Annotated in this window: 12 protein-coding genes and 1 pseudogene; 8 read left to right on the top strand and 5 right to left on the bottom strand. The window is 68.7% G+C overall.

The window, feature by feature from the left end; all coding sequences use genetic code 11:
- The first annotated feature begins 209 nt into the window (after positions 1–209).
- The 3 genes and pseudogenes from AB0N17_RS37460 to AB0N17_RS37450 all read left to right on the top strand — a co-directional run bounded on the left by AB0N17_RS37460 (position 210) and on the right by AB0N17_RS37450 (position 2,354).
- The gene (locus AB0N17_RS37460; protein ID WP_366016125.1) at positions 210–854 is read left to right on the top strand and encodes a polysaccharide deacetylase family protein; all 645 of its coding nucleotides are present in this window, start codon (positions 210–212) and stop codon (positions 852–854) included.
- A gap of 294 nt (positions 855–1,148) precedes the next feature.
- Positions 1,149–1,328: pseudogene (locus AB0N17_RS37455) on the top strand (ATP-binding protein); the annotation flags it as partial.
- Positions 1,329–1,640: 312 nt separating this feature from the next.
- Positions 1,641–2,354: a hypothetical protein gene (locus AB0N17_RS37450; protein WP_366016124.1), complete on the top strand. Its 714-nt coding sequence runs from the start codon at positions 1,641–1,643 to the stop codon at positions 2,352–2,354.
- A gap of 129 nt (positions 2,355–2,483) precedes the next feature.
- On the opposite strand, the gene AB0N17_RS37445 is transcribed toward AB0N17_RS37450, so the two are convergent.
- Positions 2,484–2,999: a hypothetical protein gene (locus tag AB0N17_RS37445; RefSeq protein ID WP_366016123.1), complete on the bottom strand. Its 516-nt coding sequence runs from the start codon at positions 2,997–2,999 to the stop codon at positions 2,484–2,486.
- A gap of 205 nt (positions 3,000–3,204) precedes the next feature.
- Here AB0N17_RS37445 and AB0N17_RS37440 point away from each other — a divergent pair, with 205 nt between their 5' ends.
- Positions 3,205–5,604: an LPXTG cell wall anchor domain-containing protein gene (locus AB0N17_RS37440; RefSeq protein WP_366016122.1), complete on the top strand. Its 2,400-nt coding sequence runs from the start codon at positions 3,205–3,207 to the stop codon at positions 5,602–5,604.
- A gap of 489 nt (positions 5,605–6,093) precedes the next feature.
- Here the strand turns inward: AB0N17_RS37440 and AB0N17_RS37435 are convergent, their stop codons facing one another.
- Both AB0N17_RS37435 and AB0N17_RS37430 read right to left on the bottom strand, forming a co-directional pair.
- On the bottom strand, positions 6,094–6,510 hold the full coding sequence (locus tag AB0N17_RS37435) for a YeeE/YedE thiosulfate transporter family protein (protein WP_366016121.1): 417 nt from the start codon (positions 6,508–6,510) through the stop codon (positions 6,094–6,096).
- Entirely contained in the window at positions 6,510–7,175 is a 666-nt protein-coding gene (locus AB0N17_RS37430; RefSeq protein WP_366016120.1) for a YeeE/YedE thiosulfate transporter family protein, read from the bottom strand. Before AB0N17_RS37430 ends, AB0N17_RS37435 begins: the two co-directional genes overlap by 1 nt.
- Positions 7,176–8,597: 1,422 nt before the next feature.
- On the opposite strand from AB0N17_RS37430, the gene AB0N17_RS37425 reads away from it, so the two are divergent.
- The 4 genes from AB0N17_RS37425 (at position 8,598) to AB0N17_RS37410 (ending at position 12,377) form a co-directional block, all read left to right on the top strand.
- The gene (locus AB0N17_RS37425; protein WP_366016119.1) at positions 8,598–9,164 is read left to right on the top strand and encodes a lytic transglycosylase domain-containing protein; all 567 of its coding nucleotides are present in this window, start codon (positions 8,598–8,600) and stop codon (positions 9,162–9,164) included.
- Positions 9,165–9,750: 586 nt separating this feature from the next.
- Positions 9,751–10,137, top strand: a complete 387-nt coding sequence (locus tag AB0N17_RS37420) for a hypothetical protein (protein WP_366016118.1) — start codon at positions 9,751–9,753, stop codon at positions 10,135–10,137.
- A gap of 617 nt (positions 10,138–10,754) precedes the next feature.
- Positions 10,755–11,366 carry a hypothetical protein gene (locus tag AB0N17_RS37415; RefSeq protein ID WP_366016117.1) on the top strand — a complete coding sequence of 204 codons (612 nt, stop codon included), beginning with the start codon at positions 10,755–10,757 and terminating at the stop codon, positions 11,364–11,366.
- A gap of 324 nt (positions 11,367–11,690) precedes the next feature.
- Positions 11,691–12,377, top strand: coding sequence for a DUF4232 domain-containing protein (locus tag AB0N17_RS37410; RefSeq protein WP_366016116.1), 687 nt, complete (start codon positions 11,691–11,693; stop codon positions 12,375–12,377).
- A gap of 185 nt (positions 12,378–12,562) precedes the next feature.
- On the opposite strand, the gene AB0N17_RS37405 is transcribed toward AB0N17_RS37410, so the two are convergent.
- Both AB0N17_RS37405 and AB0N17_RS37400 read right to left on the bottom strand, forming a co-directional pair.
- A complete protein-coding gene (locus AB0N17_RS37405) occupies positions 12,563–12,895 on the bottom strand; it encodes a hypothetical protein (protein ID WP_366016115.1) in 333 nt (110 codons plus the stop codon).
- Between the two features lie 687 nt (positions 12,896–13,582).
- A partial coding sequence (locus tag AB0N17_RS37400; RefSeq protein ID WP_366016114.1) for a transglycosylase SLT domain-containing protein occupies positions 13,583–13,831 on the bottom strand: 249 nt, incomplete at its 5' end.

The raw sequence follows: 13,831 nt of genomic DNA, 5'->3' as shown, positions 1-13,831 counted from the left end.
CCCGTGAGGCCGGCGAGCCTCGCATGCATGCGAGGGCTCAGGGACGAGCTCCGGGTGGCCGATGGCCAAGGCATGGGAACACGCCTGGGAGTCGTCGCGCGTCGTGCTGTGCCCTGCCACATGCTCGGGGTGGCTGCCGGGTTGCTCGCGGTCCCTGGGTGGCGGGGGAAGAGGGATGCTTGCGGGTGCTGTTCGGTTCGGAGGACCGTGTGATCCGTACGCACGAGCGGGTGGTCGCGGTGACGTTCAACGCGGCTTGGAACGACGCGGGCCTCGACGACGTTCTCGGTGAGCTTGCCATCCGGCGCAGTCCTGCCACGTTCTTCCTGACCGGCGACTTCGCCGACCGGTACCCCGAGGTGGTGAGGAGGATCGCGGCTGCGGGGCATGGGCTGGGCAACCACTCCTACAGTCACCCCTACTTCAAGGAGCTGACCGCGGCCGGCAGGCGCCGTGAGGTCCAGGCGGCGGACCGGGCTCTGCGCGCGGCCGGCGCAGGCGGAGCCCTGACGCCCTTCTTCCGTTTTCCCTGCAGTGAGACCAGCCCTGCCCAGATCAGGGAGGTCAACGGGCTGGGCTTCGCGGACATCGAGTTCACCACCGACACCAACGGATGGATGGGCACCGAGGGCGGCATGAGCGTGGACCGCGCGGTGCACAGGGCGTTGGACGCCCTGTGCCCAGGCGCGATCGTGCAGATGCACGTCGGTACGACCGAGGGCCAGAGTGAGGTGATCGACGCGCAGGCCCTGCCACGGATCCTCGACGCGATCGCCGCCCGCGGCTACCGCGTCATCGACCTTCGCACCCTCGTGCCTGTGCCCCGCACGGCGCGGCTCGCGGACGAACCGTGAGGTACGCCTCTGGTGGGGGTCGGCGACGGGCAGCCTTGCAGGCGCTGTCGGACCTCACTGCACGGACCTGCAAGATCTCAGCGAGCCCGTCACCGCGCCGGTTGCTGACTGCAGGAGGCCGGCCGAACCTTCCTTGCCGCGGTCTGGCCGCCCCCGCAGCTCTCCTGCCCTGTCCCGCCCGGCCCGGCGATCGGGGTCTGCGGCCGATCGACGTCCAGCTGTTCCGACGACGCCTTTCGTACCTGCGAGGCGGCGCCGCCCGAGCGGGCAGACGTGCTGCCTTGGGGTGCGACTTCACTCATCTGTGAGGTGTCCGACGCCAGTAGCACCTCACCGCACATGCGCCAGGCGGCCGAGACCGATGAAGACGGTCGTGGCCTTTTCATGATCGCGCAGATGGCCGACCGATGGGGAACCCGCTACTCCCTCACCGGCAAGACGATCTGGGTGGAGTGCGCCACCCCCGCGTACTGACTACGGCCAGAGGCCCGAAGCCGGAATCGCCGGGCACGCCGGTCCCGGACTCCGGCCCGCCGTGAGTGAGACGGCCGTGACGGCTGTCGCCCGTCGTTGGCGCGACGGCGGGTCACGCGCCGACCGAGGAAGAACGGAATCCCGACGACCCCCGCGAACCCCCCCGGCGCAAGACGCGGCTGTTAGGCCGGATGCCGTCTCCGGATGCATGCCGAGGTCGTCCGCCGCAGCATCCTGATCATGCGGACATTCAATGTCATACCGGCTTGTCCTGTGTCGGCGCGGCGTGGCGGGGTGCGTCAGGCCATACCCGTGGCTCTTGCCTGCGGTGTGCTGCTGGCCGGCACCGCCGCGTGCACCGGAGCCGACGGGCACACGAGCCGCGCCGGCGCACCGGGTCTCAACAACCCGGCGGCGTCCGGGTCCCTGGGCCCGGAGGCGGGCCCCCGCCTCCCGGGCGTCGGAAGCCGCATATGGAAGCGCGTACCGGCCGACAGCCGTCAGGCGGTGGTCGTCTACGGCGACGACCGGGACTCCGCCGAGAGCACCGTCGTGCTCTACGAGAAGCAGGACACCGCCTGGAAACGCGCGGGCAGTTGGCCCGCGCACAACGGCAGGCTGGGCTGGACGACCGACCATCACATGGACGACGAGCGCAGTCCCGTCGGTGCGTTCTCCCTGACGGATGCGGGAGGGTCTCTCAAGGATCCGGGCAGCCGCCTGCCGTACTGGTACGACGACAACGCCTTCGCGTCCATGACGGAGGAGGGCGACGAGCACGCCCACGACTTCGACTACGTCATCGCCATCGACTACAACCGGCTCAAGGGCGTCCCGCCGTTCGACTGGAGCCGTCCCCAGGGAGTGGAGAAGGGCGGCGGCATATGGCTGCACCTGGACCACGGTGACGGCACGTCTGCCTGTGTCACCGTTCCCGAGTCCGGGATGAGGACCCTCCTGCGCACCCTCGATCCCCGCCTCCACCCCGTCGTGGTGATGGGGGACCGTGAGCGCCTGAGCGCCTGAGCGCCTGAGCGCCTGAGCGCCTGGGTACCTGAGCATCTGGCGGTGGCCCGCTTCGTCCGCGGTGAGAAGCGGCCCATCGTCCACCGGGCATACGTCGTGCAAGACGGCACCCAAATGCCCCTGCGCCCTCTATTCCTCGTCGTCCTCGTCCTCGTACCAGCCCTCCAGCATGCCCAGCAGCCGCTCATCGACCCGGTTGCCGACCTCGTCCTCATCGATCAGCAGACGCCGGATCATGTTCAGCGGGTACCAGTTCTCACCCGGGCGCGCTCCGGGAAGGCCCACGCACGGTGTGTCCAGCACCCCTGCGGATTGGGCGGCGAAGAACGGCGCCGGCCGGCCGGTGTCGAAGTCAGGCTCGTACTTCCACACCGTGCCCCTGTGCCGGCAGAACACCTCACCGAGATACCACACGGCCCCCTGAACAAACGGGGTGCGGCGCTGTTCGGTGACGTCCTCCGGGGTCTCGAAACCGTCCCGGACGATACCTTCCAGACTGTCCAGCGAGGCGGGCGAGAAGTCGAACAGGCCGCCCCCGCCGGCCTCGTCCGCCCACCGTTCGAACCCGGTCCGCCGTTCGGTCAGCCATGCCAACAGGTCGGGGTTGCGGGTCGGGTCGTAGGGGGTCCCGGAAGGCGCAGTCATACCCGCACCGTAGCCGACAGGTACGACAACACCGCACCGGCCGAAGCCGAGTCGACACGCCGCCACATCAACAACCCTTTGCACAGGAGCACTTGAGTGCCTCTAAGGTGGGGAGCGCCGGCGGACGGAGACATGACACGGGGGCCCCACTTCCCGCCGCCCGAATACCACCCGTCCCGTGGCCCCCAGGACCAGGGACACGTACGTGAGAAGACCGATACGCGCCCGCCTTCCGAGGCGCCTGAAGACCGCGCTCACGCTCCTGGCGGCCACCGGCATGATGCTGGTCGGGCTGCCCGCCACCGCACATGCCGCGCCCGGTGACTACGCGAAGATCACGACGGGCAAGCGGTGCGACGAAATGCACCTGAAGAAGACCTACCCGACCACGCCGCCGCTGTCCGGGGCGCCGATGCCGGACGCGCACTGGGTCGCACCCGGGCCGGACGGCGAGTACTACTACAACAACGAGTTCAAGGGCTTCGAGAACGTCCCCGTCCCCACCCAGGCCGACCTGGACGCTGCAGGGTCCAGCCGGGCGGACATCGACGCCTGGGACGCCAAGTACGCCAAGTCCCACAACGTCGATGACATGAAGAACGCGATCTATGCGCGTTACAACCGGCACAAGACGACGTCGGCACGCCCCAAGCCGTTCCGGGACTGGGTTCCCCGCTACCTGATCAACGGACAGGCCAACAGTTCCAAGGGCGGTGTCTTCGAGAGGAAGACGGTCCAGGACTTCAACCTGATCGGCCCGGACTGGCTGTGCGAGGTCACGATCGAGATCCGTGACAAGGACGACAAGCTCATCGCGTCCCGCCGTTACGACGCCTACAATCAACGCAGCGGCGAGCTCGGCGAGTTCAAGTCGAACGGCAAGTACAAGCCGAACCAGTACAAGGCCGACCAGGTCATCCTTCGCCACAAGGACGACAAGTACGACTTCACCAAGTCGCGGATGTCGATGTTCGCGGGTGAGAAAGCCTCCGACACCACCGTCAAGCGTTACAACAGCCTCAACAACGCACTGAAGAGCGAACGAGGCACCTCTGGCAACCAGGTGCGCATCGTGGAGAAGCGCGCCACCGCGCGCGCCCTGTGGCCGCAGACGAAGTGGACCAAGACCTACCCGGTCTTCAACCCGCGCCCCAACACCGGCACCCAGGGACCGATCAACGACATCGCCTGGGCGTCCGGGCGCACCCCGGCCGAGGGCCAGCGCATCCAGAAGGACTTCAACAAGATCAACACCCGGAGCGCGCTCGGCCGCGGCCCGGGTGGCGTCGACTTCTCCACCCTCCAGCTTCAGTACGTCGGGAACCCGGTCAAGGGGAAGGCTCTCGACTACTCCTTCAAGGCCGACTTCACGCCCGACGAGGACACCGCTCCGGGCTGGGGCGGGAAGGCCGACCTCCAGCTCGCGAGCGACTCCATGTTCACGTGGCTGGCGCTGACGCCGGACAAGTTCTGGGTCAACCTCAACCCCGACCAGCCCGACAAGATCATGGACTCCACGTTCGCCTCCACCGACGCGGGCCGCGTCCTGCTGGAGGCCGACCTGGCCATGAAGGCCGACTTCGCCCACCAGATGAACCCCGAGAAGAACCCGGCGGCTAAGAACTTCTGGGACGGGGAGGTCAAGGACAAGGACGGCATCCCCTGCTTCCCCGAGGTGCGGCTGTGGATCGAGCCCAAGCCGGCGAAGGTACGTGAGCAGGACGGTGGGATCTACATCCTGGACGCCCCGCTGAAGGTGTCCACCGAGTGGATGGACATGGCCTGGCACGCGCCGGGCGCCCGCACCTGCACCTTCACCGACGCCCAGAAGCGCGAGTCGGAGCGTCTGCTGCGCCAGTACGTCATGCCGGGCGTGGACAAGGCCGTCAACACCGGCGACGCGTACAAGGACCTGCGCCGCGTCTACGCCTCGCGGGTCGCGGCCGAGTGGATCCGTCAGCAGGACGCGAAGAAGCCGACCGACTTCCGCCCCATCATCAACTCCAACAACGTCAAGCGCTGGCCGCTGCGCGCGCCCAACGCGACGTGGACCAAGCAGTCCGTCTACGACCGGTACATGAAGTCCCTGCGCGAGGGCATCGAGTGGTTCAAGCTCGAATACGGCGGCCAGGCCTACAACCAGGGTGTGGGCGGCGTCGACTTCTCCAAGGCGCCCAAGCGGAACGTGAGCCGCGTCGAGTTCACCACCCAGCACCGCACGCTTCCCCGCACCACCAAGGACTCCGTACGGTCACAGACCTCCGCCCGCGACTCCGACACCACCTACCTCGGCGGTGGCGGCAACATCGACACCAGCGGCGGCGGAGGCACCCCCACCCCCACCCCCACCCCCACTCCGAATCCCACCCACACCGGCGGCGGGGGCAAACCCAGCCCGCAGCCGACCGGCACGTCCAGCCCGGCACCAAAGCCCACGGCGACCGTGAGCCCCACCGGCGCGCCGGCACCGTCGAAGGACGATGACGGCGGCGGCCTCGCCAGCACCGGCACACAGGTCCTCACCATCGCCGGAATCGCCGCCGCGCTCCTCGCGGCCGGGGCAGCCCTCGTCTGGTGGCGCCGCCGCCACACGACCGGCAGCTGACCGAACCGACCGACGGCACATCACGCGGCCCCCGCCTCCTCTCCCGACCGGAGATGAGACGGGGGCCGCTCGCGTAGGAGGGGCGGCACGTCTCGGGTGAAGGAGTCCGGCACGGTGCCTTGACGGCCGACGGTGAGGGCCGTTGTACAGGCGATGAACAGCACGTCGGCCTGCCGTGGACGTTCAGGTCGGGGGTTTGCCGCCTGCGACCGGTTCCGTCGTACCCGGCATCGTCGTACCGTGGCCGCCGCCCGGCTGCGCACCCGCCGGGCGAACCGTTTCTCCCACCTCCTGCTGCGGTGACTTCTTTCCCGCAGTCATCGCAGCAGCCGCACGCGCCAACTGCGCTTGCACCTGTTCGAATGCTCGCGACCTTGACCGCTTCCGTCTGTGACTTCCGCTCATGCACGCTTAACGCCCCACCGCGCTGTCCGTAACCGCAGTAGCCCCGAATGGAGCACATACGGGTGCCGCAGGGTCAGCTCGGCGTCACAGGCCGCAGGAGCCGCGGTCGAGGTGGAAGTAGCGGGCGTTGGCCCACCGGCACAGCCGGATGCCGACGGTGACGCCCAGGATGGTGACCAGGGCGGGGAGGTACCCGCCGGCGACCTGGATGATCGGGATGGCCGGGCACCCGCCGGAGATCGCCCACCCCGTACCGAACAGTACTGCGCCCGGGATCACGCCGGCGTGGATGCGCCCGGGAGTACGGCGGATCCGCAGCAGAGCGAACGCGCACACGATGATCACGACCGCGCCGGCGAAGGAGAGGAGCATGCGCGTGTCCTGGAAGGTGAACATGCGGTTCAGCTCGGCGTAGTCGCCGAAGCCGATGTTGGAGACGGTGAAGCCGAGAGCCAGTCCGGTGATGATGTTGGCCAGCAGAATCGCGCCCCGAGTACGCATCAGATCACCTTCCACAGCAGGAACGACACCGCGACGGCGGTACCGAAGAACACGGCGGTCGCAACGAGACTGACCGGGCGCAGCCGACCGCAGCCGTTGAGTCCGTGGCCGGAACTGCACCCACCGGCCAGCCGAGTGCCGAAGCCGACCAGCACGCCCCCGGCGAACAGCAGGACGAGCATGGTGAGCGGATCGGCAGTGACCAGGTCGCGGAATCCCGGCCCCATGTCGAAGCGGAGGTGGAACCGGCCGGAGGTGAGTGCGGCGATCAGTCCGCCGATGAAGATCGACACCAGCAGAGCGGCCTGGGTGACCAACGGCGCCGGCTGCGGGCCGGTGACCGGGGTGTCCTCACTCACCAGCGGCTCGGCGTCCGCCTCGACCTGCTGTGACGTCCCGTACGCCACCGGCGGCACCGGCGGCACGGTCGGCGCGCCGGGGCCGGTGCCGAAGTGCTCGGCCGTAGCCGCGGCGAGGGCGTCAGCCAGAGCACGCTCGTCGCTGAACTCCTCGTCCATGCGCTCCAGTCGCCGCTCCCTGCGCCAGTGCAACACGCGATCCCATGCGGACGACACACCGAAGGACCGGTCCGTGGTGAGGGCGTAGTTGATGGTGATCAAGGCGAGCCCGGCAGCGCCGGCCCACCAGGGCCAGTAGCCGCTCATGCGGGGCCTCCCATCCATTCGGTGAATCGAGCCCACAAGCCGCGCTTCGGACGGGACTCTTGGCGTGCGTGCCGGGAGGGGCGGTCGGGAGGCTGGGGAATCTGCGGGGACGGTGACGGTCGGTAGGGCGTGGCCTGGATCGGTGCGGAGGCCGCCCCGAACCACGTCCCGTTCTCCGCCGCTGCGGGTTCAGGCCCTGATGGCTGTGGCGGATGGGCAGGTGCGGGCTGCGACCATGACGCACTTTCCGGCGACCACGACTGCTGCCGGGGCGGCGGGGCCTGCCGGGCCCCCTGCCCCGGGTCGGCGGCGTCGGACCGGCCCGTGTCGGTGGCCGCGTCTTCGAGGTGTCGCGCGCGGGCTCCGTTGGGCAACAGGCTGATCGGCACCCGCTCTCCGGTCAGTGACATCTGGTAGCGCGCGCAGCCACGCCAGTGATCGTCGCTGTCACAGTAGTAGTCGCGCCAACCCTGCAAGCTCGATCTGAGCAAGGGGAAGAGGGGGCATCCAACGGTGTGCGAGCAACCCACGTTGCTCCCTTCTGACCGGCGCACAACACCCGTCCGGTGAGCGGTTGTCCGTTCTCGGTCTCATGCCGTCGCCGCGCCAGGCCGACGATCTCGAAAACGACGCGGTGACGGCCTGTCACAATGCGGAATGGCTCCTCCATTTATCGGCCGGGCGTGATGGAACCACTGTGTCGGTGCCCCGAGCAACCTGGGGGACATCCGTGACCGTGACCGCTTGACGCCGCTGGGTGAGAAACGTCGGGCGACACTTATCGTCCTATGTCCATGATGATGGGATATTCGCGGCCGACGGCGAAGCTTCCTTGAAGGCTGACGCGACCTCACGGCTGGGTCCTCTGTCGACGAGAGTCGACTCTCCGTGGAGCTCGTGCGCATCCGGACATTCTTTGTGGTGAGAATGTGAAATCCGGCTGTGACGAAACTGTTGATATTACTGACCCGTACATTTGAGTCGGCGTCATTGGAGGAAGAAATGTGTCAGCGCGCGGTCTGCGAGTCCTGCCGGAAGGTGACCTACGAGGGCTGCGGGAGACACGTGGACCAAGTGCTCGTCGACGTGCCGACACATCAGCGATGCGTATGTGAGTCGGCGGCGCGGACAGGTGCACGCGCGGGGGAGCCGGTACGTCGAACGAGGCCGGTGCCGACCGGACCGAGAGCCAAGGGCGGCTTGTGGACCCGGCTCATCACTTGGATGAAAAGCCCGGCATGACTCGGTGGAAGCCGGCCGCTCACCCAAACCCCGGTACCGCTCCGCCGCACTGGATTGAGGGCGGCACCGCGCGGGCACGCGCACTCCGGGAACGGGCCTGCTGCCCGCTCCGCACGGCGGCCGGGCGGCAAGGGGAAGTGAGTGGGCATGGCCAGGAGATCGACACCCGCGTCAAAGTTGATGTCCCGTCAGACGGACGCCCGCGAGGTGGGCACTCCACCGCTGCTGCCCGGCGGCTACGATCCGGCCGACTACGCCGCTGTCGTGCTGCGTAGCGCCGAGGAGGCCGCGGTGTCGCCTCTGCTGGTCATGACCGTGCTCCACAACGAGGCGTACAAGCCCCATCATCCGCTGCTGGAGCGGCTGTGGCAGTGGTGGAAGCCCGGGGCGTCCTTCGGCGTGGCCAACATGCACCGTGCGACGTTCGAGCAGGTGCAACGGACGCACGGCCTGTCGGGGCGATGGCAGGACCTTCGCGACGATCCGGCCTTCGCCATCCGCGCAGCCGTCCTGTATCTGAAGGACCTCGACCAGAGCCTTCCGCAGCGGCGGACGCGCCGCTACACCCGCGACGAGCTCCTTGCCCTGGGGTACAACACAGGCGAGCGCAACATGCGCGCCTTCGCCCGGGGCGTCCCCCCGGGCCCCATGGCGCGGTCCTACCTGCGCCGGTTCCGTCATCACAGGAGCCGGTCGGCCAAGGCCCTGGCGGCCTGCGGCACTCCGAGCGAGTCCGCCCACGAGTGAGCCGTGCGGTCGTCGATGGTTTCGGCGGCCGTCACATCGCTGCCGGGAACGATCCTGAACGCGCAACCAGGCCGTGCGTGACGGCAACGCGGCGGACTGCAACGGCACTCGCCCGTCAGGCAACGTCCGCCTGACCGGTCTCTGACGGATGCCGACCAGAGCCCTGCCAGGAGCGAGCCTGCCTCCACGAGGGCGTCCGAGAGTGACGACAGCGCCCTGCTCCCATTGACCCGAATCGCCGCCGACCGCAATGGGTCCCCCGAACAGACGCCCCCCTTCGTTACGGAAGTCACTGAGCCATTCGAAGGAGGTGAGGCAACGAGACCGCCAAGGGCCCCACGGACCGTCAGCCGCCTCTTCCCTGCTCGCAGCGTGATCCGGAACCCTGGCAAGGCCGGCGTCAGACCCTCCCCGGCCTCGATGCCCCATACAAGGGAGAGTTACGGAAATATCCCCGCTTTGTAACACGAATCCTTTCGTCGATCCGGCGTCGCCGTGGAGGTCCACAGTGTGGGACCTCGGCACCGAGCCGGGAACACCGGATCGCACACCGGCCCGGTGTGCACGAACGTGAGGTGACAGATTGATGTCTGTTTCTCGTACGACGGTCCGCCTCATCGCCACCTGTGTGGCCTCGGGCGCCCTCGTTGCCGCGGCCGCCATTCCAGCCCTGGCCGCCGGAGCCGACCATGACCGCAACGACGGGAGGAATTACTCGTACAGCCACAGGAGCGACCACGACCACGACGGTCACTTCGGCGACCGGGATCGGGACCGGGGGCACGGCTGGAACCGGGACCGTGACTGGGACCGAGGTCACGGCTGGGGCTGGGGCCGGGGCTGGGACCGAGGACAGGACTGGGACCGGGACCGACACGACCGGGACCGGTACCAGGACCGCCACCACGGCTGGCACCACGACCGGCACGACGACCGGCGCAGGGGTGACGACCGTTACTTCGGCCACCGCTGACTCACCTTGGAGGCCGAGTTGTGACGCGGGCGCCGGCCGCGCCCTTCGCCGCCCGTCGTCATGACCGGCACGGCCACCACACCCCGTCGGCGGGCCGAAGACCGCAAGGAACGGTCTTCGGCCCGCCGGCCGTGTGCCCGACCGTGCGGTCACCACCCCCGACCACCGCACCGCGTACTCGGAGCCGGGGCGGCGACCACCGTCGCCCGGGCGAGGGCGAGCAGTTTGATTCTCAAATGGGTCACCGGAGTTCACGTCCCGTGTCATCAGCGCCATTGGGCTGACCGGCGCCGTAGTCGAGACGCTCCGCTGTTTCCACCAGGGACGCCAAAGGGTCCACAGGCCGCCCGCACAGCGCGGCGCCGGTCCTGCGCCATACGTACCGCCAGACACGCCGGATTCCGGCACATGACAGTTTGCCGGTCATGACCTCGAGCAGAATTCCGAGGAGCAGGGAACGCGCGTTCCCAAACCGAACATTTCATAGCCTTTCGCCATGGTTCGCCACCCCTTCCGCCAAATAGAAATATGCAACAGCATGACGCGAGTCGGGCTGACCGCCCGACGGATGAGGACGTACGCGGACCACGTCGGCTCACGGATCCCGGAGAAGCGCCATGCGAGGAAACGCGAGGCAGGCCAGGGAATGGCTGGCCGCCGCAGCAATCGACCCCCGAGCGTGCAAACGGCAGTGGCACGGGGAGAACGAGACGGCGGTGCTGGCATGCGGGCGGTTCTGGGACGTGCTGAGTGTGCCCCAAGAACTCGGCGTGCTGGCCCTCGACGCTCTCCTCTGCGTTCCTCAGGCTCCCGGCCCCGCCCTGGCGGACACCCTTGCTCGCCGGGTGGGCTTCTTCCTGCCGCCCGACCCGACCGGACGCTGGGTCGGCTCAGGGACCCGCTACCTCGGCAGGGGTGCCTGGCTCACGGTCCCCCCGCCGGACCGGGCCGCCGGGCCGCTCCGCTGGCTGGTTCCGCCCGACGGCACCGGCGCACTGTTCGCGCCCGCAGCCGTCGAACTGGCCTTGCAGCAGGCCCTGGGCCGGCAAGTCGTACCCCTCGACGGGCCTGGGAGATGTCCCGCATGCGGGGCGCCGTCGCCAGGCCCGGAAGCCGCAGCATCCGCCGCTCCGGCTGACGGCCGCACAAGTGCCGCCGAGCGCAGCCGTTCGATCCTCGCCGGCCCACAGGCACCCGCCTGGTCCGGCGTCCTGAAGGCGACTCGATGACGCGCTCCGGCCCGCCCGGACACGCGGGCGCGAACCGGCTGCCCGCTTGCCGCTTCGCGCAGCCCAGTTGGGCGGGCCGCTTCCGCGTACTCCCTTGTGATTGCCGGGCATTGTGTGTCGGTCTTCTCGCGTCGGGAGAAGCCATTCGATAGTGACGGCGCGATTCCATGTTGCCGCCAACGCGCCCGCGCACGCTGGTGGTACGGCGGAGCTCCCTCATGGCCCACATCAGGGGAAACGCCATCACCTGATCAGGGGCATGTAATTATCCGACAGTCTCCTCGCCGAGCCGCTCCATGCGGGTATGGCGAACGCACTGGGCCGGTGCCTCGGCGCGCCACCCTGGCCGCCGTCACCGCCGGGCTGGCGTTGGGCCTGACCGCGTGCGGCGGCGCCGATGACGGCTCGAAGGCGGCGGGCGGCGACCACGCCGCCGGCACCGCGCAGAGCCGGTCCGCGTCCCACGGGGACACCAAGGGCGCTGCGGAGCAGGCCGACAGCGGTGGCACCACCAAGGACAAGACGCGTTCGGCGACGGCCTCGGGCGGGACGGGCAAGGTGGCGAGCAAGGGCGCAACGGCCGCCGTTCAGCAGTGCCGGGGGGACGAAATGCTGGTCACCGCGGTGCACCGGTTCGCCGGTCAGCAGGGCGACCACCTGCTGGTCACCGCGTCAAACGAGGGCAGCAAACCGTGCTGGGTCACCTCCTATCCGGCCGTGAAGCTGGGCGACGACGTCGATGGCCCCGCACTGCCGCACTCGACGAAGGACGCCCCGGGCGGCGACAAGCAGATCATGCTCCAGCCCGGCGGCAAGGTGTACAGCGCGGTGAACCTCTTCGACTACGGCTCGAAGCACCACACGGCGCAGTCGTTCGCCATCGCGCTGCGCGACGCGGGCGGTCACACCGGCCCGTTCTACTCCGTCGACATCAAGGGCCAGAAGCCGCAGTTCAGCTGGAACGAGGCCGATGTGTTGAACTGGAACACCAAGAAGCCGTACGACTTCTGACGTCCAGAGACTGGGGGAGGCCTACCGAGTGGGAAGGCCTCGGCAAGGGCGGCTTCGAGGGTGGTGTTCCAGAAGCCGGCGAAGTCCTCGGCCGTGGCGCGCGGACGGCTTTCGTGCCCGATGTGCCGCAGCAGGGCGTCGGCCCGCGCCGCGTACGCGGCTTCGACCACACGACGCCAGTGTCATCATCTGTGCCGGCCGGTGCTGCGTCGGGCTTCGGCAGCGTTTCCTGTGGTCCGTCGATCGCTCTCGTCTCGGGCAAGGCAGACCATGACGTAGAGGGTTCTGACGGCGTGCCCCGCCAGGGCGACAGCGAAGAGCAGGAACGACCGGCCGCGCGATGCGCTGAGGTAGGTGCACAGGCCGGCGGCTGCCGCACCGAGCAGAAGGTTCGCGATCAACAGGGGCCAGCCGGAGTCGGTTTTCGCCACGTTGAACCGCTCCCACGTGGAGCGGGGCGTCGATATCGGGTAGGGGCTGATGCGCTGCTGGAAGGTGCCTCTGTCGGACGCTGTCATGCGGCTCATCCAACTGGCTGGATGAGCCGCATGACAAGATCTCTCAGCCCGCTGCCTGTGAGCCTCTTTCAAGGCATGCGCCCCTGGGGCAAGGGCTTCGTCGGCTACGGCATCCGCACCGGGACCGGACAAGAGATCACGAAGTTCTGGCCACGGCGATGGCTCGGCAGCACGGCGGGACGCATTGGGGTTCCCGCACCACCAAGGACTCCGTACGGTCACAGACCTTCGCCCGCGACCTTGGCATCCGCTGCCTCGGTGGGGGCGGCAGCATCAGCGCCAACCGCGGGAGAGGCCCCCCCACCCCCCCAACCCCTGGCTCCGACCCACATCGGCGGCGGGGGCAAGCCCGGCCTTTCCGCCGTGCTCCTCACGGCCGGGACAGCTCTACTCAGACGGCACGCCACGCGAGCCCCGTCTCCTGTCCGGAGCGGAGAGGAGACGGGGCTCGCTTGGCGCGCGCCGCCCGCACAGGGCGCCTTTTGGCGTCAGTCACCAGGTAGCAGCCTAAGCAGAGTTGGCCAGCGACGACCGGACACGCCTCCCTCTCGAGAGCGCGGCTGTCGTCTGCGCCACCATGCCCGCTGTCGGAGAGGCTGCCGTCACTTCTTCCGTGATCTAGCCCGGCACGGAGCCTCGACGGCCGGTCGCGCCCCGGTCGGCGGCCGCCGGCGGCACCGAAGCTGGTCAGTACGGTCCGTTGACGTTGTCGATGGAGCCGTAGCGGTGGTAGGCGTAGTTGCAGGCTGCGGTGATGTTGGCGACGGGGTCGTAGATGTCGGTTGAGGTGCCGGGGACGTGGTAGGTGTCGAAGGTGGGCTGGATCACCTGGAGGAGGCCCTTGGAGGGGGTGCCGGCTTTGGCGTTGGAGTCCCAGAGGTTGATGGCTTTGGGGTTGCCGGAGGATTCCCGTATGACGTTGCGGTGGATGCCGTT

This window comes from Streptomyces sp. NPDC051133 (assembly GCF_040682635.1).
Lineage (GTDB): Bacteria > Actinomycetota > Actinomycetes > Streptomycetales > Streptomycetaceae > Streptomyces.
Note: the sequence above shows the minus strand (reverse complement) of the source record. Positions and strands in the feature narration are given on the sequence as shown.

Excerpts from the sequence above, each read along its gene's own strand:
- AB0N17_RS37420 (WP_366016118.1), top strand. The coding sequence starts at position 9,751 with ATGTCTGTTTCTCGTACGACGGTCCGCCTCATCGCCACCTGTGTGGCC.
- AB0N17_RS37405 (WP_366016115.1), bottom strand. The coding sequence starts at position 12,895 with ATGACAGCGTCCGACAGAGGCACCTTCCAGCAGCGCATCAGCCCCTAC.
- AB0N17_RS37430 (WP_366016120.1), bottom strand. The coding sequence starts at position 7,175 with ATGAGCGGCTACTGGCCCTGGTGGGCCGGCGCTGCCGGGCTCGCCTTG.
- AB0N17_RS37445 (WP_366016123.1), bottom strand. The coding sequence starts at position 2,999 with ATGACTGCGCCTTCCGGGACCCCCTACGACCCGACCCGCAACCCCGAC.
- AB0N17_RS37425 (WP_366016119.1), top strand. The coding sequence starts at position 8,598 with ATGTCCCGTCAGACGGACGCCCGCGAGGTGGGCACTCCACCGCTGCTG.
- AB0N17_RS37435 (WP_366016121.1), bottom strand. The coding sequence starts at position 6,510 with ATGCGTACTCGGGGCGCGATTCTGCTGGCCAACATCATCACCGGACTG.
- AB0N17_RS37415 (WP_366016117.1), top strand. The coding sequence starts at position 10,755 with ATGCGAGGAAACGCGAGGCAGGCCAGGGAATGGCTGGCCGCCGCAGCA.